General features: G+C 71.9%; 16 protein-coding genes. All 16 read right to left on the reverse strand.

Going from position 1 to position 20,499, the window contains the following annotated elements; all coding sequences use genetic code 11:
* Nucleotides 1-56 precede the first annotated feature (56 nt).
* Entirely contained in the window at nt 57-1,301 is a 1,245-nt protein-coding gene (locus OG570_RS21245) for a nucleotide disphospho-sugar-binding domain-containing protein (protein WP_326958648.1), read from the reverse strand.
* Complete coding sequence (locus OG570_RS21250; protein ID WP_326958650.1) at nt 1,298-2,515, reverse strand: nucleotide disphospho-sugar-binding domain-containing protein; 1,218 nt, start codon at nt 2,513-2,515, stop codon at nt 1,298-1,300. Before OG570_RS21250 ends, OG570_RS21245 begins: the two co-directional genes overlap by 4 nt.
* Entirely contained in the window at nt 2,512-3,774 is a 1,263-nt protein-coding gene (locus OG570_RS21255) for an activator-dependent family glycosyltransferase (protein ID WP_326958653.1), read from the reverse strand. The genes OG570_RS21250 and OG570_RS21255 overlap by 4 nt, the downstream gene beginning before the upstream one ends.
* Before the next feature lie 64 nt (nt 3,775-3,838).
* Entirely contained in the window at nt 3,839-5,056 is a 1,218-nt protein-coding gene (locus tag OG570_RS21260) for a nucleotide disphospho-sugar-binding domain-containing protein (protein WP_326960113.1), read from the reverse strand.
* Nucleotides 5,057-5,061: 5 nt separating this feature from the next.
* The gene (locus OG570_RS21265) at nt 5,062-6,297 is read right to left on the reverse strand and encodes a nucleotide disphospho-sugar-binding domain-containing protein (protein WP_326958656.1); all 1,236 of its coding nucleotides are present in this window, start codon (nt 6,295-6,297) and stop codon (nt 5,062-5,064) included.
* The gene (locus OG570_RS21270) at nt 6,297-7,631 is read right to left on the reverse strand and encodes an activator-dependent family glycosyltransferase (protein ID WP_326958658.1); all 1,335 of its coding nucleotides are present in this window, start codon (nt 7,629-7,631) and stop codon (nt 6,297-6,299) included. Before OG570_RS21270 ends, OG570_RS21265 begins: the two co-directional genes overlap by 1 nt.
* A 16-nt stretch (nt 7,632-7,647) precedes the next feature.
* Entirely contained in the window at nt 7,648-8,883 is a 1,236-nt protein-coding gene (locus tag OG570_RS21275; protein WP_326958660.1) for an activator-dependent family glycosyltransferase, read from the reverse strand.
* Between the two features lie 70 nt (nt 8,884-8,953).
* Nucleotides 8,954-10,216: an activator-dependent family glycosyltransferase gene (locus OG570_RS21280; RefSeq protein WP_326958662.1), complete on the reverse strand. Its 1,263-nt coding sequence runs from the start codon at nt 10,214-10,216 to the stop codon at nt 8,954-8,956.
* A 70-nt stretch (nt 10,217-10,286) separates the two neighbouring features.
* Nucleotides 10,287-11,528: a nucleotide disphospho-sugar-binding domain-containing protein gene (locus OG570_RS21285; protein ID WP_326958664.1), complete on the reverse strand. Its 1,242-nt coding sequence runs from the start codon at nt 11,526-11,528 to the stop codon at nt 10,287-10,289.
* Nucleotides 11,525-12,784 carry an activator-dependent family glycosyltransferase gene (locus OG570_RS21290; protein WP_326958666.1) on the reverse strand — a complete coding sequence of 420 codons (1,260 nt, stop codon included), beginning with the start codon at nt 12,782-12,784 and terminating at the stop codon, nt 11,525-11,527. Before OG570_RS21290 ends, OG570_RS21285 begins: the two co-directional genes overlap by 4 nt.
* Nucleotides 12,785-12,848: 64 nt before the next feature.
* The gene (locus OG570_RS21295; RefSeq protein ID WP_326958668.1) at nt 12,849-14,087 is read right to left on the reverse strand and encodes an activator-dependent family glycosyltransferase; all 1,239 of its coding nucleotides are present in this window, start codon (nt 14,085-14,087) and stop codon (nt 12,849-12,851) included.
* Nucleotide 14,088: 1 nt separating this feature from the next.
* Nucleotides 14,089-15,354, reverse strand: a complete 1,266-nt coding sequence (locus OG570_RS21300) for an activator-dependent family glycosyltransferase (RefSeq protein WP_326958670.1) — start codon at nt 15,352-15,354, stop codon at nt 14,089-14,091.
* Between the two features lie 14 nt (nt 15,355-15,368).
* Nucleotides 15,369-16,610, reverse strand: coding sequence for an activator-dependent family glycosyltransferase (locus OG570_RS21305; protein ID WP_326958673.1), 1,242 nt, complete (start codon nt 16,608-16,610; stop codon nt 15,369-15,371).
* Between the two features lie 68 nt (nt 16,611-16,678).
* A complete protein-coding gene (locus OG570_RS21310; protein ID WP_326958675.1) occupies nt 16,679-17,914 on the reverse strand; it encodes an activator-dependent family glycosyltransferase in 1,236 nt (411 codons plus the stop codon).
* The gene (locus OG570_RS21315) at nt 17,911-19,149 is read right to left on the reverse strand and encodes an activator-dependent family glycosyltransferase (protein WP_326958677.1); all 1,239 of its coding nucleotides are present in this window, start codon (nt 19,147-19,149) and stop codon (nt 17,911-17,913) included. The genes OG570_RS21310 and OG570_RS21315 overlap by 4 nt, the downstream gene beginning before the upstream one ends.
* A gap of 68 nt (nt 19,150-19,217) precedes the next feature.
* On the reverse strand, nt 19,218-20,489 hold the full coding sequence (locus OG570_RS21320; RefSeq protein ID WP_326958679.1) for an activator-dependent family glycosyltransferase: 1,272 nt from the start codon (nt 20,487-20,489) through the stop codon (nt 19,218-19,220).
* Nucleotides 20,490-20,499 lie beyond the last annotated feature (10 nt).

Raw genomic sequence — 20,499 nt, forward strand, 5'->3', positions numbered from 1 at the left:
AAGGCCTCCTTACCGGCTCTTATGGCCGGTAAGGAGGCCTTCACGGCTTTACGGCGTCAGGTGAGCTGGTGCTTGCGGGTGAGCTGCTCCAGCTGGGCGACGAGGTCGTTCGGGCCCGGCTGGGCCTCGATTTCGGCGCGTAGCGCCTGGGCTCGGGTGCGGAAGCCCGGCTCTGTGAGGAGCCGTTGTAGCGCGTCGCGGACGGCTGGGCCCGTTGCGTCGTCCGAGTGGACTGTCAGGCCCGTTCCCTGTTCCTCCAGTTTGCGGGCCAGCAAGGGGGCGTCGAAGTCGTACGGGAGCGTCAGCTGGGGGACGCCGTGGCGGGAGAACGTCGCCAGGGTGCCGAAACCGCCGTGGTGGATGGCCGCGGTGCACGTGGCCGCCAGGGCGTCCAGGGGGACGTACGGGACCACTCGCGCGTTCGACGGGATCGGGCCCAGTGACTCCGGGTCCGCGATCGTCGCCACCACCTCGATGTCCATTGTGGACAATGCGGCCAGGATGTCGCGGACGTTCACCGTGTAACCCGAGTACTCCGTCGCCGACGTGCCGAGCGTCAGCGCGACGCGGGGGCGGTCGAGCGGCTTGGTCACCCAGGGTGGGACCACCGCCGCGCCGCCGTACGGGGTGTAGCGGACCGGCAGCGCGTCCAGGGAAACGGCAAGGCTCGGCGGGAGCGGATCGAGGGTGAAGTGCCCGGCCCGCAGGTGATCCTCGTACGGGAGGCCGTGGCGGGACGCGGTCTCCGTGAGCCATTCGGTGAGGCGGTCGGTGGCGGTGAAACGCCGGATCCAGTCGTGCGTGACGCCCAGGAAGTCCGTGCCGAACAGCACCCGGCCGTGCGCGGCGCCGCACGCGTGGGCCGCCAGCGCGCCGCTGTAGGTGAACGGCTCCCACAGCACCAGGTCCGGCCGCCACGCGCGGGCGAACTCGACCGCGCCGTCCAGCAGTGGCTCGTTGTCCTCGCCGAACGCGTACGTCACCATCATCTCGAACGCCTCGGCGCGCTCGTCGGTCCAGTCGGCGGGCGTCGGCGTGAACTCCGCCAGGTCGTATGGCTTCGGCAGCCCGCGCCGCAACGCGTCGCGCGCTTCCTGCGCTTCCGGCGTGTCGTCCTCGGGGTCGGGTTCCGGGTCGTGGCCGAGCGGGACGGCGGTGAGGCCGGCGCGGGTGATCGCGTCGGTGAACCCCGGCGTGCTCGCCACCCGGACCTCGTGCCCGGCGGTGCGCAGCGCCCACGCGAGCGGCGCGAGCGCGTAGAAGTGCGTCAGCTGGGGCAGGACGCAGCACAGGACCTTCACGGCCGGCCTCCGCGGTGTTTCGTGGTCAGTTCTTCGAGCCGCGCGACGACGTCGTTGGGGCTCGGCATCGCGGCGATCTCCTCGGCCAGCGCGGTCGCGGCGGCCCGGATGCCCGTGTTGCCCAGCAGTTGTTCGACGCTCCACCGGATCCGGCGGCCGCTGGCCTGGGCCGGGTCGACCGTCAGCCCGGCGCCCTGGGCCGCGAGCTTGCGGCCGAGCAGGGGCGCGTCGAAGTCGTGCGGCAGAGTCAGCTGGGGGACGCCGTGGCGGGCGAACGTCAGCAGCGTGCCGAACCCGCCGTGGTGGATCGCCGCCGCGCACGTCGGGGCGAGGGCGTCGAGCGGCACGTACGGCACCGCCCGCACGTTGTCCGGCACCGGCCCGTCGACCGTTGCCACGACTTCGATGTCCATTGTGGACAATACGGCGAGCAGGTCGGTCACCTGCACGGTGTAGCCGCCGTACTCCAGTGTCGCGGACGTGCCCAGGGTGACCGCGATCCGCGGGCGTGACGGGGTTTCCCGCAGCCAGGCGGGAACTTCCGCCGGGCCGCCGTAAGCGACGTACCGCGCCGGGACGTACTCCAGCTCCGGCGAAGCCAGCCGCAGTGGTGACGGCAGCTGGTCGACGGTGAATTGCCCGGACCGCAGGTCGTCGGTGTAGGGAACATCCAACGAAGCGGCCGTCGAAGTCAGCCACCCGGTGAGCCGGTCGTCCGGGACGTGGGCGTGGATCCACTCGTGCGTGACGCCGAGGAAGTCCGTACCGAACAGCACCCGGCCGTGCGCCGCCCCGCACGCCGCCGCGGCGAACGCGCCGGCGTAGGTGAACGGTTCCCACAGCACCAGATCGGGCTGCCAGGAGCGGGCGAACGCGACCAGGTCGTCGAGGATCGGCGCGTTGAACTCGCCGAAGGCGTAGGTGACCATCGCGTCGAACGCCTCGGCGTGGCCGTCGGTCCAGTCGGAGCCCGACTCCGCGAGGTCGTACGGCGCGGGCAGCCCGGCCGGCGCTTCCTCGGCGATCTCCTCGTCGTCCTCGGCGTCGGCCGGGCCGACCGCGACGGCGGTGAGCCCGGCGTCCGTCACGGCTTCGGCGAAGTCGGGCGAGGTCGCGTACCGCACCTCGTGCCCGGCCGTGCGCAGCGCCCAGGCGAGCGGGACCGTGGCGTAGAAGTGCGTCAGCTGCGGCAACGCGCAGAACAGGACCTTCACGAGGCACCGCCGCGGTGCTTGACGGTCAGCGCTTCCAGCTCGCCGACCAGCTGGTTCGGCGTCGGCAGGGCGTGCATCTCGTCGCGCAGCCGCGCCGCCCCTTCGGTGAACGACGGTTCTTCCAGCAACCGCAGGACATTCGCGCGGATCGTGTCCGCGTCGATCGGGATGCCGTGCATGTTCAGCCCGGCGCCGGTCGCGGCGAAGCGGCGGCCGATCAGCGGCTCGTCGAAGTGGTACGGCAGGGTCAGCTGGGGGACGCCGTGCAGCGCGAACGTCGAGAGCGTGCCGACGCCGGCGTGGTTGATCGCGACCGAGCACGTCGACGCGAGCGCGTGCAGCGGGATGTACGGCATCAGCAGCGCGTTCTCCGGGATGCTGCGCAGCTTCTCCTGCTCGTCCTCCGGGACGGTCGCGTACAGCTCGACGTCGAGGTCGGCGAGCGCGTCGAGGACGTCCTGGATGTCGATCGTGTAGCCGGCGAAGTGGCCGGTCGCGGTCAGGCCCATGGTGAGCGCGACGCGCGGCTTCTCGGGCTTGATCTCCAGCCACCACGGCGCGATCGCGACGCCGCCGTACGGGACGTTGCGCATGTGCAGGTAGTTGAGGTCGGCTTCGCACTGCAGGCTGGCCGGCATCGGGTCGATCGTGAAGTCGCCGGTGATCAGGTCCTCGGTGAAGTCGAAGCCGTACTTGCGGCCGTAGGAGGCGAACCACTTGGCCAGCGGGTCTTCGGTCTGGCCGAAGCCGCGGAAGATCTCGCGGGCGCGGCCGTAGACGTCGGCGCCGAACAGGAGACGCGCGTGGGCGGCGCCGCACGCCTTGGCCGCGATGGCCCCGGCGTAGGTGAACGGCTCCCAGATGACCAGGTCCGGCTGCCACGACCGGGCGAACTCGACGAGCCCGCCGATCATCGAGAAGATCTCGTAGCGGCAGCGCTCGACGTCGTCGACGTAGCCGGTGAGCATGCTCTCCCAGTCGGCTTTCGACGGGTCCTCGACGGCGTCGTACGGCGGGTGCAGGCCCTCGCGGGCCTCCTCGAGCATGTCCTCGGTGACCTGCATGGCCACGAGGAGCCGTCGCGGGTCGACTTGGCGACCCGCCGGGACCGCGGTGAGCCCGGCCTGCGTCACCTCCTCGACGAAGTCGGGCTGCGTGGCGACGACGACCTCGTGCCCGGCCGTGCGCAGGGCCCAGGCCAGCGGCACCATCGGCTGGAACATGCTGCCCTGGTTGGCGGTGGTGAACAGGATGCGCATCGGGTCTACCTTTCGTGCGGTGCCGGTCGTGAGTGGTTAGGGCGGTTCTAACCGCCCTAACCACTCACGACGGGCACCGCGCTAGCTCGTGGGCGAGTTCGTTGGGGGTGGGCAGGGTCCGGATTTCCTTGCGCAGCGCGGCGGCGCGCTCGCGGAACTCCGGTTCGGTCAGCAGCCGTGCGACGTGCTCCCGGATGGCCGTGGGGGTGGCCTGGTCGCCGGGGAGGGTGAGCGAGCCGCCCTGGGCGGCCGCGCGGGCGGCGAGCGCCGGCTCGTCGAACGTCCACGGCACGGTCAGCTGCGGGACGCCGTGGCGCGCGACGGTCAGGAAGGTGCCCGGTCCGGCGTGGTTGATGACGACGTCGCAGGTCGGGGCCAGGACGTCGAGCGGGACGAAGGGGACGACGCGCGCGTCGACCGGGCCCAGGTCGTCCGCCACGGTGGCCACCACCTCGGCGTCCAAAGTGGACAACTCGGCGAGGATGTCCTTGACGCTCACGGTGTACCCGGCGAACTGCTCCGTGGCCGACGTGCCCAGGGTGAGGCCGATCCGGGGGCGGTCGTGGGGTCGTTGCAGCCAGTCCGGGACCGTCGACGGGCCGTTGTAGGGGACGTACTGCATCGAGCGGTAGTCGAGGTCGGCGTCCAGGCGCAGGGACGTGGGCAGCGCGTCGAGCGTGAACTCGCCCGTGATCAGGCTTTCGTCGAAGTCGAAGCCGTACTTGCGGCCGTACCCGCTGAGCCAGTTCTTCAAGGGGTCGGCGCCAGGTGAGAGGGCAAGGAAGCGTTCGCGCGTCACGCCGAAGACGTCGAGGCTCCACAGGAACCGCGCGTGGGCCGCGCCGCACGCCTTCGCCGCGATCGCGCCGGCGTACGTCGTGGCTTCCCAGATCACCAGGTCGGGCTGCCACGCGCGGGCGAACTCGACGAGCCCGGGGACCAGCGCGAAGTTGTTCAGCTTGTGGCCGTGCTCGATCATCCGCTCGTAGCCGGCCCGCATTTCCTCGACGCCCACCGGGCGCAGCGCGGCGTCGTACGGCGACGGCAGGCCCGCCCGGTCCGCTTCCGCTTCGGCGGGGTCCAGGGAGAGCAGCCGCCGCCAGGTGTTCGTGCGTTCCCGCCCGACCGGCACCGCGGTGAGCCCGGCCGCGGTGATCGTGTCGGCGAAAACCGGGGGAGCGGCGACGCGGACCTCGTGCCCGGCCGTGCGCAATGCCCAGGCCAGCGGCACCATCGGCTGGAACACCGTGGACTCGGGGTAGGTGGCGAACAGGACGCGCATCGGGCTCACCGGTTCTTCTCGACGAGGGCTTCGATCTCCTCGGCGACGTCGTTGGGGGACGGCAGGCCGCGCAGCTCGTCACGCAGGTCCGCGGCGCGGGTCTTGAACGAGGGTTCGGCCAGCAGCCGTTCGACGCCCTCGCGGATCCGGACGCCGGTCGCCCCGTCGCCGCGGATGGTGAGCGACCCGCCCCGCGCGGCCGCGCGGCGGGCCAGCTCGGGCTCGTCGAAGTCCCACGGGACCGTCAGCTGCGGGACGCCGTGGCGGGCCACGGTCAGGAACGTGCCCGGCCCGGCGTGGTCGATGACGACGTCGCAGGTCGGGGCCAGCGCGTCCAGCGGGACGAAGGGCACCACGCGCGCGTTGGCCGGGATCGGGAACGCGGGATCCTTGACCGTCGCGACCACCTCGACGTCCAATGTGGACAGTTCGGCGAGGGTGTCTTCGACGCTCACGACGTACCCGCCGAAGTGCTCGGTCGCCGTGGTGCCCAGGGTGAGGCCGATGCGCGGGCGCTGGGTGGGCAGCCAGTCCGGGGTGGCGGCCGGGCCGCCGTAGGGGACGTACTGCATCGGCCGGTAGTCCAGGTCGCCGGCGCGCAGGCCGATCGACGGCGGCACCTGGTCGATGCTGAACTGCCCGGTCGTCATGTCCTCGCTGAACTCGAAGCCGTACTTGCGCCCGTAACCGCCCAGCCAGTCCGCGAGCGGGTCCTCGGGAGCGCCGTTCGCCGTCCGCCGGTAGATCTCGCGGGTCGCGCCGAAGACGTCGAGGCTCCAGAGCAACCGGGCGTGCGCCGCGCCGCACGCCTTCGCGGCGATCGGGCCCGCGTAGGTCAGCGGCTCCCAGATCACCAGGTCCGGCTCCCACGCCCGAGCGAACTCGGCGAGGCCGTTGATCAGCGGGAAGTTCTCCAGCTTGTGGCCCTCGTCGACGGCGACGCGGTGGCCCTCGCGCAGGTCCTCCCAGTCGGCGTTGGCCGGGTCCTCGACCACCCGCCACGGGCTCGGCAGCCCGGCCCGCGCCTGCTCCAGCAGCGCCGGGTCGAGGCTCTCCATCCGCCAGATCGTCGCGTCGCGCCCGACCGGGACGGCCGTCAGCCCGGCCTGCGTCACCACGTCGGCGAACGCCGGCTGGCAGGCCACCCGCACCTCGTGGCCGGCCGTCCGCAGCGCCCAGGCCAGCGGGACCATCGAGCAGAAAATGGTCCGCTCGGCGATGACGGTGAACAGGATCCGCATCAGCGCGTCCGGAACTTCACGGTCAGCTCTTCCAGCTGTCCGACGACGTCGTTGGGCGAGGGCAGCGCGAGCATCTCGTCCCGCAGGTCGACGGCCCGCGCGCGGAACCGCGGCTCGGCGAGCAGGCGCGCGACGCCGTCGGCGACATCCTTGCCGGTCGCGTGGTCGCCGCGGATCATCAGCGCCGACCCGTGCGCGGTGGCGCGGCGCGCCAGCTCCGGCTCGTCGAGGTCCCACGGCAGGGTCAGCTGCGGGACGCCGTGCAGCGCGACGGCCAGGTAGGTGCCCGCGCCGGCGTGGTTGATCACGACGTCGCAGGTCGGCGCGAGGGCGTGCAGCGGCGCGTACGGCACGATCCGGGTGTTGCGCGGCACGGCGGTGAGCCGGCCGCGGACGTTGTCGGCGACGGTGGCGATCACCTCGATGTCGAGGTCGCCGAGCGCGGTGAGGACGTCCTGGACGTCCACGGTGTAGCCGTCGAAGCGGATGGCGGCGGTGCTGCCCAGGGTGAGCGCGACGCGCGGGCGCGTCGGGGCCGCCCACAGCCAGTGCGGCACCGACGCCGGGCCGCCGTAGGGGACGTGCTGCATCGGCAGGTAGTCGACGTCGTCGGCGGCCATCCGCAGCGAGCCGGGGAACTGGTCGACGCTGAACTGGCCGGTGACCATGTCCTCGGAGAACTCGAAGCCGTAGCGCTCGCAGTAGCCCTCGTACCAGTCGGCGAACGGGTCGTAGCGCTGGTCTTCCGGCTGCTGCGCCATCAGCCGCCGGTAGTGCGACCGGGTGACGCCGAACGCGTCGAGCCGGCCCAGGAGCCGGCCATGGGCCGCCCCGCAGGCCTTGGCCGCGATCGCGCCCGCGTAGGTCGACGGCTCCCACAGCACCAGGTCCGGCTCCCAGGCGCGGGCGAACTCGACGAGCCCGGCGATCATCGGGAAGTTCTCGGGTTTGTGGTCGGTCCACACCGCGCCCGCGTAGGCCGGCAGCATCTTCTCCCAGTCGGCGCGCTCGGGGTACTCGGCGACGTCGTAGGGCGCGGGCATCCCGGACTCGAGTTTCAGCAGCTCCAGGGCGTCTTCGTCGGAGACGCCCTCGAACTCGGCCTTCAGCTCCGCGTTGTGGTCGAGCGCGCCCATCACGGCGTCGAGACGGCGGTACAGGTCGACGTCGCGACCGACCGGGACGGCCGTCAGCCCGGCCTGGGTGATCGTCTCGGCGAACATCGGGGCCGCGGCGAACCGGACCTCGTGCCCGGCCGTGCGCAACGCCCAGGCCAGCGGGGCCATCGGCATGAACGTCGTCGGCTCGGGGGTGTCGGTGAACAGGACGCGCATGGGATCTCCTGGGCTTCTACTGGCGGGTGCGGTGCCGGGCGGTGAGCTCTTCGAGCCGCGGCACCAGGTCGTTCGGGCTGGGGGCCGAGAGGACTTCGCCGCGCAGCGCGACGGCCCGGCGGCGGAACTCCGGCTCGGTGAGCAGCCGCTGCACGGCGTCGCGGACGCTCGCGCCGGTCGCCTCGGTGGTGTGCAGCGCGAGCCCGGCGCCGTGCTCGGCCAGCTTGCGGCCGAGGATCGGCTGGTCGAAGTGGTAGTGCACGGCCAGCTGCGGCACCGGGTAGCGCGACGTCGTCAGCAGCGTCGCCGCGCCCGCGTGGTGCACGATCGCCGCGCAGGTCGGCACCAGCGCGTGCCACGGGACGTACGACACGACCCGGACGTTGTCCGGCAGCGTCCCGAGCTTCTCCTGCTCGGCCTCGGCGACGGTCGCGACGACCTCGACGTCCAAAGTGGACAGCTCGGTGAGGACGTCCCGCAGCGGGACGGTGTAGCCGGTGAAGATCTCCGTCGCGGTCAGGCCGAGGGTGAGGCCGACGCGCGGACGTTCCGGCGGGCGCTTGAGCCAGTCCGGGATCACGGCCGGGCCGCCGTAGGGGACGTACTGCGTGCGGACGTAGTCGAGGTCGGCGTTCTCCTGGAGGCTCGCGGGGAACTGGTCGATCGTGAAGTGCCCGGTCGTCATGTCCTCGGTGAACGCGAAGCCGTACTTGCGGCCGTACGCGCCGAGCCAGTCGGCCAGCGGGTCTTTCCCTCGTTTCGCCTTCAAGAAGTGCTCGCGGGTCAGGCCGAAGACGTCGACGCTGAACAGCATCCGCGCGTGCGCCGCGCCGCACGCCTTGGCCGCGATCGGCCCGGCGAGGCAGAACGGCTCCCAGATCACGAGGTCCGGCTGCCAGGCCTGGGCGAACTCGACGAGCCCGGCGAGCATCGGCACGTTGTCCGGCCGGTGGATCGACGCGACGGAGTGTTCCTGCTTCTCGACGAGGTCGTCCTCGTTTCCGTCGAGGACGTCCCACGGCGACGGCAGCCCGGCGCGTGACTGTTCCAGCAGCTCGGGCCGGGTACCGCGCCACTTGTCGACGTCGCGTCCGACCGGGACGGCGGTCAGGCCGGCCTGGGTGATGACGTCGGCGAACCCGGGCTGGCTCGCCACCCGCACCTCGTGCCCGGCGGTCCGCAACGCCCACGCCATCGGCACGAGGTACAGGAACGTGCTCTTCTCCGGGTTGACCGCGAACAGGACGCGCATCAAACCTCCGTTTCCGGGTCTGCCGCGGCTTGTCGTGAGTGTTTAGGGCGGTTAGAACCGCCCTAAACACTCACGACCGGGTGCGGTGCTTGGCGGTCAGGGCTTCGATCTCAGGGACCAGGTCGTTGGGGCTGGGCAGCGCGCGGATCTCGGCCTGGAGGCGGCGGGCCGCGGTGGTGAAGGACGGCTCGTTGAGCAGGCGGAGGACGCCTTCGCGGACGTTCGCGCCCGTCACCTGCGTCGGGTCGAGGTTGAGGCCGGCGCCTTGGGCGGCGAGGCGGTGGCCGAGCGCCGGCTCGTCGAAGTGGAACGGCAACGTCAGCTGCGGGACGCCGTAGGGCGCGAACGCCGTCAGCGTGCCGAAACCGGCGTGCGTGATCGCCGCCGTGCACGTCGGGGCGAGCGCGTGCAGGGCCACGTACGGGACGAGCCGCGCGTTGTCCGGGATCCGCGCCAGCTTGGCCTGCTCGGCCTCGGCGACCGTCGCGACCAGCTCGATGTCCAGGTCCGCGAGGGAGTCGAGGATGTCCTGGACGTTCACCGTGTAGCCGGAGAAGTACCCCGTCGCGCTCAGGCCCATGGTGAGCGCGACGCGCGGGCGTTGCGGCGGCAGCTGCAGCCAGCGCGGGACGACCGCCGCGCCGCCGTACGGGATGTACGGCGTCCGCAGGTAGTGCAGGTCCGACTCGGTCTGCAGGCTCGCCGGGATCTGGTCGATGGTGAACTGGCCGACCGTCATGTCCTCGCTGAACTCCGCGCCGTACTTGCGCGCGTACCCGCCGAGCCAATCGGCGAGAGGGTCGTTCCGGCCGTTGCGGATGCTCAGGAAGTGCTGTCGGGCAAAGGCGTAGACGTCGACGCCGTAGAGCAGCCGGGCGTGGGCGGCGCCGCACGCCTTGGCCGCGATCGCGCCGGCCGGGGTGAACGGCTCCCACACGACGAGGTCCGGTTCCCAGTCGCGGACGAACTCGACGAGCGCCGACATGATCGCGAACGTCTCGAACCGCGCGCCCTCGGCGACCTCGGTGAACGCGCGGTGGGCGCGGTCCCAGTCGGTCGAGCCGGGGTCGTCCAGCACCGCGTACGGGTCCGGCAGCCCGCGGCGGGCCTCCTCCAGCGTGGCGCTGTCCATGCCCATGGCCAGGAGCAGCCGCGGGATGCCGAGGTCACGCCCGAGCGGCACGGCGGTGAGCCCGGCCTGGGTGATCTCGTCGGCGAACGCGGGCTGGCTCGCGACGCGCACGTCGTGCCCGGCGGTCCGCAGCGCCCAGGCCAGCGGCACCATGCTGTTGAACACGGTCGTCCCCGGGCTGACGGTGAACAAAACCCGCATTACTCCTCCGTTTCCGGGTCTGCCGCGGCTGGTCGTGAGTGGTAATGAGGGTTAGAACCCTCATTACCACTCACGACCCCCTGCGGTACTGGGCGGCCAGCTGCTCGGCGACCGCGTTGGGTGTGGGCATGGCGAGGATTTCGTCGCGCAGGACGGCGGCCTGGTCCGCGAAGGCGGGCTCGTCGAGGAGGCGGGCCACGGCGTCCGCGACCACCTCGCCCGTCGCCTGGTCGGCGCGGACGGCGAGGGCGCCGCCTTGCGCCGCGGCGCGGGCGGCGAAGACCGGGCCGTCGAAGTCCCATGGCGTGCACAGCTGCGGGACGGCGTGGCGCGCGGTCGTCAGGAACGTGCCGAAACCGCCGTGGGAGACGACCGCCGAGCACGTCGCGGCCAGGGCTTCGAGCGGCGCGTACGGCACGATCCGGACGCCGTCGGGGATGCTCGCCAGCTTCGCCTTCTCGACGTCCGGCAGGGTGGCGACGACCTCGACGTCCAGCTTGACCAGATGATCCAGCACGTCCTGCACGGCGACCGAGTACCCGGCTTCGTGGTCGGTGAGGCTGATCCCCATGCTCAACGCGACGCGCGGCTTCTCGGGCGGCTTACGCAGCCAGTCCGGGATGGACGCCGGGCCGCCGTACGGAAGGTATTGCAGCGGCAAGGTTTCCAGCGACGTCGGCAGCCGCAGCGACGCCGGGAGCTGGTCGATCGTGAACTGCCCGGTGACCAGCTCCTCGGTGAACTCGCCGCCGTGCTTGCGCGCGTACGCGCCGAGCCAGTCTCCCAGCGGATCGCCGGCGGCGGGAAACGACCGGGCGACGCCGAAGACGTCGGTGCTCCACAGGATCCGGCCGTGCGCGGCGCCGGACGCCAGCGCCGCGATCGGGCCCGCGAAGCACAGCGGCTCCCACAGCACGAGGTCCGGCTCCCAGGCGCGGGCGAACTCGACCAGGCCGCCGATCATCGGGAAGCACGCGGGCTTGTGCCAGTAGTGCAGGATCGCCGCGTACGACTCCTCGAGGTACTCCGGCGTCGCCTTCTCCGGGAACTCCGCGACCTCGTACGGCACCGGCAGCCCGTAGGCCGGCCGCCACTGGGTGCCGCGGTAGTCGGGGTGGCGCGGCATGAGGTCCCACAGGTCGCCGTCGCGGCCCACCGGCACCGCCGTCAGCCCGGCCTGGGTGACGACGGGCGCGAACTTCGGCTGGCACGCCACGCGCACCTCGTGCCCGGCGGTGCGCAGCGCCCAGGCCAGCGGCACCATCGGCAGGAAGTGCGCCTTCTCGGGGTTGGCGGCGAAGAGGACCTTCACGCGATGGCCACCTTCGCGACGCGACGGGCGAGCTGGTCGGCGACGTCGTTGGGCGTCGGCATGGCGAGGATCTCGTCGCGCAGCCGGTGCGCGCCCTCGGTGAACTTGGGCTCGGTGAGCACGCGCAGCAGCCGGTTGCGCAGCACCCCGCGTGCCGACGCCTGGTGGACGTGCAGCGCCAGCCCGGCACCCTGCGCGGCGACGCGCTTGGCGAGCGCGGGCCCGTCGGCGTTCCAGGGCACGATGACCTGCGGTTTGCCGTGCAACGCCGTTGTCGCGAGGGTGCCGTAGCCGGCGTGGTGGATGACGGCGGTGCAGGTTGGGACCAGCGCGTGCAGCGGCACGAACGAGACCATCCGGACGTTGTCCGGGACCTGGCCGAGCTTCTCCTGGACGCTCTCCGGGATCGTCGCGACGAGTTCCATGTCCACATCGGACAGTTCTTCGAACAGGTCCTTGAGGTCGACCATGTCGCCGCTCGACTCGGCGATGCTGATGCCCATGGTGAGCGCGACCCGCGGCTTCTCGGGCGGCGTGCGCAGCCAGGCCGGGAGCACAGCGGGGCCGCCGTAGGGGACGTACCGCATCGGCACGTAGTCGAGGTCGGCCTCCACGCGCAGCGACGGCGGCAGCAGCGAGATCGTGAACTCACCGGTGACGAGGCGTTCGCTCCACGGGACGCCGTACTTGCCCGCGGCCGGCGCGAGCCACTCCTTCAGCGGGTCTTCGGCGCCTTCGGGGCTGAGCCGGGTGAAGTGGTCGCGGGTGACGCCGAAGGTGTCGAGGCTGAACAGCAGCCGCGCGTGCGCCGCGCCGACGGCCTCGGCGGCGATCGCGCCCGCGTACGTCGACGGCTCCCAGATGACCAGGTCGGGCTGCCACGCCTGGGCGAACTCGACCAGGCCCGGGATCAGCGGGACGTTGCTCATCTTGTGCCACTTGGTGACGTGCAGCTTGTAGCCGTCGCGGAGGTACTCGTACGAGACGTCCTCGGGGCGCCAGTCGACGGTGTCGTAGGGCACCGGCAGGCCGTTGAGCCCGACGCTGAACCAGTTCGTGTCGCGGGCCATCAGCTGCCACAGGTCGCGGTCCGGCCCGACCGGCACGGCGGTGAGCCCGGCCTGCGTGACGACGTCGGCGAACTTCGGCTGGCACGCGACACGCACCTCGTGCCCGGCGGTGCGCAGCGCCCAGGCGAGCGGCGCCATGGCGAGGAAGTGGGTCTTCTCCGGGTAGGTGGTGAACAGGACGCGCATGTCTCTCCTTGCGAGCGGTGCCGGGGTCGTGAGTGTTTAGGGCGGTTAGAACCGCCCTAAACACTCACGACCCGCGGCGGGCGGCCAGGTGCGCGGCGACGTCGTTGGGTGACGGCATCGCGAGCATCTCGTCGCGCAGGTGGGCGGCGCCCTTGGTGTACGCGGGTTCGTGCAGCAGCCGGACGAGTGCGTCGCGGATGCCTTCGGTGGTCGCTTCGGTGGCGTGGATGGAGATTCCGGCGTCCTGTGCCGCGAGGCGGGCGCCGAGCGTGGGCTGGTCGACGTCCCAGGGCAGGGTCAGCTGCGGGATGCCGCGCAACGCCGTCGACGCCAGGGTGCCGACGCCCGCGTGGTGGATGGCGACCGAGCACGTCGTCAGCAGCGCGGTCAACGGCACGAACGGGACCAGGCGCGTTCGCGAGGGGACCCTGCTCAGCCGGGTCTCGGGGGTGACCGTGGCGACCAGTTCGACGTCGAGGCCGTCGACCGCGTCGAGGATGTCCTGCAGGTCGACCGGGTAGCCGCCGGTGCGGTCGTGGGCGGTCAGGCCCATGGTCAACGCGACGCGTGGGCGTGAAGGTGGCGTCGAAAGCCAGTCCGGGACGACCGCGGCGCCGCCGTAGTTCACGTACCGCATCGGGACGTGCTCCAGCGACGCCCGGTGCCGCAGGGACGCCGGGAGCTGGTCGATCGTGAACTGCCCGGTGACCATGTCCTCGCTGAACTCGCCGCCGTACTTGCGCGCGTACGCCCCCAGCCACTCGCCGAGCGGGTCCGGCGCGCCGTCCGGTCGCAAGCGCAGGAAGTGGTCGCGGGTCAGGCCGAAGACGTCCTCGCCGATGAGGATCCGGCCGTGCGCCGCGCCGCACGCCTTGGCCGCGATCGCGCCGGCGTACGTCGTCGGCTCCCACAGCACCAGGTCCGGCTGCCACCAGCGCGCGAAGTCGACGAGGTCGTTGATCAGCGGGACGTTGCTCGTCTTGTGCCAGCGCACGGCGATGTCGCGGTAGCCGCGCAGCACGTGGTCCCAGTCCGGTGTGGACAGTGCGGCCGTGTCGTAGGGCGCGGGCCAGCCCGTCTCGACGCCGAACAGGTGCTCGGGTCCGGTGCGGCGCAGCAGGTCCCACAGGTCGCGGTCGTGCCCGACCGGGACGGCGGTGAGCCCCGCCCCGGTCACCGCCCCGGCGAGCTTGGGCTGCACCGCCACCCGGACGTCGTGCCCGGCGGTGCGCAGCGCCCACGCGAGCGGCACCATCATCAGGAAGTGGGTGCGCTCGGCGTAGGTGGTCAGCAGGACGCGCATGTCACCGCGCCCGGTGCTTCACGACGAGCTCTTCGATCCGCGGCACGGCCTGGTTCGGGGTGGGCAGCGCGAAGATCTCGTCGCGCAGGGCCACCGCCCGGTCCTGGAACACCTGCTCGGTGAGCAGCCGGTCGATCGCCGTGCGGAACTTCTCCGGCGTGACCTCGGAAACGTGGATCGACAGCCCGGCGCCCTGCTTCTCGAGCATCTTGCCGAGCGTCGGCTGGTCGTAGTGGTAGGGCAGGGCCAGCTGCGGCACCGGGTGGCGCGCAGTGGTGCCCATGGTCGCGGCGCCGGCGTGGTGCACGACGACCGAGCACGTCGGGGCCAGCGCGTGCATCGGCGCGAAGTCGACGATCCGGGCGTTGGCCGGCGTCTTGCCGAGCAACGGCTGCTGCGACGCGGCGACCGTGGCGACCACCTCGACGTCGAGGTCGGCGACGGAGTCGAGCAGGTCGCTCAGCGGCACGTTGTAGCCGCGGTACACCTCGACGGCGCTGTTGCCCATGGTGATCGCGATCCGCGGCTTCGCCGGCGGCGTCTGCAGCCACTTCGGGACGACGGACGCGCCGTTGTAGGCGATGTACTGCGTCCGCACGTACTCCAGGTCGGCCTCGTCCTGCCAGCTCAGCGGGAACTGGTCGAGCGTGAAGTCGCCGGTGAACATGTCCTCGGTGAAGTCGAAGCCGTACTTGCGGGCGTAGGCGCCCATCCACTCGGCGAGCGGGTCGCGGCGCTGGTCGGCCGGCTGGGCGTCCCGCAGCTTCACGAACTGCTGGCGCACCTTGCCGAAGACGTCGACGCCGAACAGGAGCCGCGCGTGGGCCGCGCCGCACGCCTTGGCCGCGATCGCGCCGGCGAAGCTCAGCGGGTCCCAGACGACGAGGTCGGGCTCCCAGTAGCGGGCGAACTCGACGAGCCCGGAGATGATCGGGAAGTTGCCGTACTTGTGCCACTCGATGCCCTCGTTGGCCATCGTCGAGACCATGTGCTCCCAGGTGGCCTTCTCGGGCTCTTCGTAGACGTCGTAGGGCGCCGGGATGCCCGCGCGCTCGTTCTCGACGCCGCGGGTGCGGGCGGCGACCTTGTGCATGTCGCGGCTGTGCCCGACGGGCACCGCGGTGAGCCCGGCCTGCAGGACCTCGTCGACGAACTCGGGCTGGCTGGCGAACCGGACCTCGTGCCCGGCCGTCCGCAGCGCCCAGGCGATGGTGAACATGTACTTGTAAACGGTCCGGGGCGGGTTGGAGACGAACAGGATGCGCATGGGCTTTCCTCCGGTCAGCGGGCGACGTGGGCTTCGAGCGCCTGGACGACGTCGTTGGGCGAGGGCGTGGCGGCCATCCGCGCGGCCAGTTCCCGCGCCCGGGTGGTGAACGACGGCTCCGACAGCAGCCGCAGGACGCCCGCGCGGACGGCCTTGCCCGAGACCTCCGAGCCGGTCAGGGTCAGTGCGGAACCGTGGACCGTCGCGCGGCGGGCCAGCTCCGGCTCGTCGAACTCCCACGGCACGGCCAGCTGCGGGACGCCGTAGCGGGCCGTCGTCAGGTAGGTGCCGGGACCGGCGTGGTTGATGACCGCCGCGCACGTCGGCACGAGCGCGTGCAGCGGCACGTACGGCACGATCCGGGCGTTGGCCGGGACTTCCGTGACCTTGGCGGCTTCGGCGTCCGGCAGCGTGGCGACGATCTCGGCGTCCACATCGGACAGTGCGGCCAGGATGTCCGGGACGCTCACCGTGTAGCCGCCGAAGTGCTCGGTGGCCGTCGTGCCGAGGGTCAGGCCGATGCGCGGCCGGTCGCTCCTGCGCTTCAGCCAGTCCGGGACGCTGGCCGCGCCGCCGTAGGGGACGTACTGCACCGGCAACGTCGGCAGCCGCGTGTCGAGGCGGATCGGGTCCGGCACCGGGTCGATCGTGAACTGCCCGGTGATCAGCTCCTCGTCGAAGGCGAAGCCGTACTTGCGGCCGTACCCGGCGATCCAGCCGGCCAGCGGGTCCGGGCCCGGACCGAGGGAAAGGAACCGTTCGCGGGCCGCGCCGAAGACGTCGATGCTCCACAGGAGACGGCCGTGTGCCGCACCGCACGCCTTGGCCGCGATCGCGCCCGCGTACGTCGTCGGCTCCCAGATCACCAGGTCCGGCTGCCACGCTCGCGCGAACTCGACCAGACCGGTGACCAGGGGGAAGTTGTTCTGCTTGTGCCACAGCTCCAAAATGGACGCGTAGCCGTCAGTCATCTCCGCACGCGTACCCACACCGGAAACGGCGGCGTCATAAGGCGAAGGCAGGCCGACGCGCTCGGCTTCGGCCAGGTCGGGGTAGGCCTCGGTGAGCCGCCGCCAGTTGCCGACGCCGCGGCGGCCGACCGGCACGGCGGTCAGCCCGGCGTCGGTGATGACGTCCTCGAAGCCCGGCTGGGTCGCCACCCGCACCTCGTGCCCGGCGGTGCGCAGCGCCCACGCCAGCGTGACCATCGGCTGGAAGATGGTCTTCTCCGGGTAGGTGGTGAGCAGGACGCGCATGGTCTCTCTTCCGGGGTCTGCCGTGGCTGGTCGTGAGTGGTAATGAGGGTTCTAACCCTCATTACCACTCACGACCCCCTGCGGAACTTGGCGGTGAGGTCTTCCAGGTCGGGGACGATGTCGTTGGGCGACGGCAGGGTGTCCATTTCGGACTGGAGGCTCGCCGCGCCGCGCGTGAAGGACGGGTCGTCGAGGAGGCGACGGACGCTCTCGCGGATTGTGTCGGCCGTGGGTGAGCGGAGGTCGATGCCGGCGCCGGCGCGGGCCAGGCCGGCGGCGAAGATCGGCTCGTCCAGGTGGTGCGGCACGCACAGCTGGGGGACGCCCGCCCGGGCGAACGTGGCGAGGGTACCCAGGCCGCCGTGGTGGACGGCGGCCGCGCACGTCGGGGCGAGGGCGTGCAGCGGGACGTACGAGACCAGGCGGACGTTCGCCGGGACGGTGCCGAGGCCCTGCGCCGTCGCCACCACCTCGACGTCCACATCGGACAGTGCGTCGAGGACGTCGGGCAGCGACAGGTGGTAGCCGCCGAAGATCTCGGTCGCGCTCAGGCCCATGGTGAGCGCGATCCGCGGGCGCTCGGACGGCCGTTGCAGCCAGTCCGGCACCGAAGCCGGGCCGCCGTAGGGGACGTACTGGAAGCGCAGGTACGGGAGGCCGGCCTCGATCTGCAGGCTGCCCGGGAGGTGGTCGAGGGTGAAGTCGCCGGTGACCATGTCCTCGCCGAACTCGAAGCCGTACTTGCGGCCGTAACCGGAGAACCACGCCTCGAACGGGTCCGGCTCGTCGCCGCGCAGCCGCAGATAGTGGTCGCGGACGCCGCCGAAGAGGTCGATGCTCCACAGCATCCGCGCGTGGGCCGCGCCGCACGCCCGCGCGGCGATCGCGCCCGCCTGGCTCAGCGGCTCCCACACGACCAGGTCCGGCTTCCAGGCCCGGGCGAACTCGACGAGGTCGGCCACGATGGGGAAGTTGCTCACCCGGTGCCAGCCGCGCACCGCCTCGGTCAGCCCCGGCTGCAGGTAGCCGAGGTTCTGCTTGGCGACGTCGTCGAAGGCGTCGTAGGGCGGCATGATCCCCTCGCGCATCGCCTCCGTGCCGCCGGCGCGCGTCTCGGTGATCCGCCAGAAGTTCCGGTCGGACCCGACCGGCACCGCGGTCAGCCCGGCCTGCGTGACGACCGGCGCGAACTTCGGCTGGCACGCCACGCGCACCTCGTGCCCGGCCGTGCGCAGCGCCCAGGCGAGCGGGACCAGGTGGTAGAAGAACGTCTTCTCCGGGTAGGTGGTCAGCAGGACTCTCATCGGACGCGCGCCTCGATCTCCGGCACGATCGCGTTCGGCGACGGCAGCCCGAGGATCTCGTCGCGCAGGTCGGCGGCTCGGTCCTTGAAGGACTGTTCGGTCAGCAGTCGTTCGACGCTCTCGCGGATCCGCGCGCCGGTCGCGCGGTGGGTCGGCAGCTCCAGCCCGGCGCCGTGCTCGGCCAGCTTGCGGCCGAGGAACGGCTGGTCGTAGTGGTGGTGCAGGGCCAGCTGCGGCACCGGGTGCCGCGACGTCGTGGCCATGGTCGCGGCGCCGGCGTGGTGGACGACGACCGAGCACGTCGGGGCCAGCGCGTGCCACGGCACGTACGAGACGATCCGCGCGTTGTCCGGGATCCGCGTCAGTTCCGCTTGGGCCTTCTCCGCGACGGTCGCGACCAGGTCGATGTCGAGGTCGGCGAGTGCGTCGAGGGCCTCCTGGACGCCGACGGTGTAGCCGTTGAAGTGCTCGGTCGCGGTCAGGCCCAGGGTCATCGCGACGCGCGGGCGCTCCGGCGGCTTGCTCAGCCAGCTCGGCACCACGGCCGGGCCGCCGTACGGGATGTACTGCGTGCGCAGGACGTCCAGCTCGGTCGCCGGCTGCAGGCTCGCCGGGAACTGGTCGATGGTGAACTGCCCGGTCGTCATGTCCTCGGAGAACTCGGCGCCGTACATCCGCGCGTACCGGCCGAGCCACGCGCCGAGGTGGTCGACGCGGCCGGGTTCCTCGGCCAGCCGCCGCCGGTACTGCTCACGGGCCGCGCCGAAGACGTCGACGCCGAACAGGAGACGTGCGTGTGCTGCGCCGCACGCCTTCGCGGCGATCGGCCCGGCGTAGCAGAACGGCTCCCAGACGATCAGGTCCGGCTGCCAGGCGCGGGCGAACTCGACGAGCCCGCCGACCATCGGGTGGTTGGTCAGCCAGTGCCAGCCGCGCACCGCGTCGGCCATGCCGGGCTCGAGGTACTCCCAGGTGGCGCGCTCGTAGTCGTCGAAGACGTCGTACGGCGCGGGCAGCCCGGCGCGCCCCTCTTCCCGGCCGTCGACGTCGTTGAGGCGGCGGTTGCGGGTGTGCCCGACCGGCACCGCGGTGAGGCCGGACTGCGTGATCACGTCCGTCAGCGCGGGCTGGCTCGCGAAGCGCACTTCGTGGCCGGCGGTGCGCAGCGCCCACGCCATCGGCGCCAGGTACAGGAAGACGCTCTTCTGCGGCGTGGTGGCGAACAGGACGCGCATGGTGCTCCTTTCCGGGTCTGCCGCGGCTGGTCGTGAGTGTTTAGGGCGGTTCTAACCGCCCTAAACACTCACGACCCCGTGCGGTGCTTGGCGGTCAGCTCTTCGAGCGTTCCGGCCAGTTCGTTCGGGGTGGGGAGCGCGAAGATCTCGTCGCGCAGGTCTGCCGCGCGGGCTTTGAAGGACTGCTCGGTGAGCAGGCGCGCGACGGCGTCGCGGACACCTCCGCCCGTCGCGTCGCCGGTGTGGATCTCCAGGCCGGCGCCGTGTTCGGCGAGCTTGCGGCCGAGGTAGGGCTGGTCGAAGTGGAAGTGCAGGGCCAGCTGCGGCACCGGGTGCCGCGCGGTCGTCGCCAAGGTTGCCGCGCCCGCGTGGTGCACCACCGCGGCGCACGTCGGGGCGAGCGCGTGCCACGGCACGTAGGGCACCATCCGGACGTTGGACGGCATCGGCGGCAGCGTCCGCTGCACGTCCTCGGCGACCGTCGCGACGACCTCGACGTCCAATTCGGACAGTCCTAAGAGGATCTCCGACAGTGGCACGTTGTAGCCGCCGAAGACCTCGGTCGCGGTGAGGCCGAGGGTCAGCGCGACCCGGGGACGTTCCGCGGGCCGCTTCAGCCAGTCCGGTACCACCGCGGCCCCGCCGTAGGGCACGAACTGCACCCGCACGGTGTCGAGACCGGCGTCCAGGCTCAGCGACGCGGGCAGCTGGTCGATGGTGAAGTCGCCGACGGCGAGGTCCTCACCGGCGTCGAAGCCGTACTTGCGGGCGTAGCTGCCGAGCCAGTCGGCCAGCGGGTCGACGCGGTCGGCCGGCGCCTGCCGGGCCTGCGTCCGCAGGTAGTCGACGCGGGTTGCGCCGAAGACGTCGATGCCGAACAGCAGCCGGCCGTGCGCCGCGCCGCACGCCTTGGCGGCGATCGCCCCGGCGTAGCAGAGCGGCTCCCACAGCACGAGGTCCGGCTCCCAGTACCGGGTGTACTCGACCAGGTCGGCGACCATCGGGAAGTTCGTCAGCCGGTGCCAGCCCTTGACCGCCGCCGTCATCCCGTCACGCAGGTAGTCCCACGTGGCCGACCCGGGGACGTCGAACAGGTCGTACGGCGCGGCCACCCCGGCCCGCAGCGCCGCGCGTTCCTCCGGCCGGTTTTCGGTGATGCGCCACGGGTCCCGGTCGTGCCCGACCGGGACCGCCGTCAGCCCGGCCTGGGTGATCGTGCTCGCGAACCGCGGCAGGCTCGCCACGTGCACCTCGTGCCCGGCGGTGCGCAGCGCCCAGGTGACCGGCACCAGGTAGTTGAAGATGCTCTTCTCGGCGGGCAGGACCAGCAGGACGCGCATCGCCGGCCCC

The sequence above is a fragment of the Amycolatopsis sp. NBC_01286 genome, assembly GCF_035982555.1.
Taxonomy (GTDB): Bacteria; Actinomycetota; Actinomycetes; order Mycobacteriales; family Pseudonocardiaceae; genus Amycolatopsis.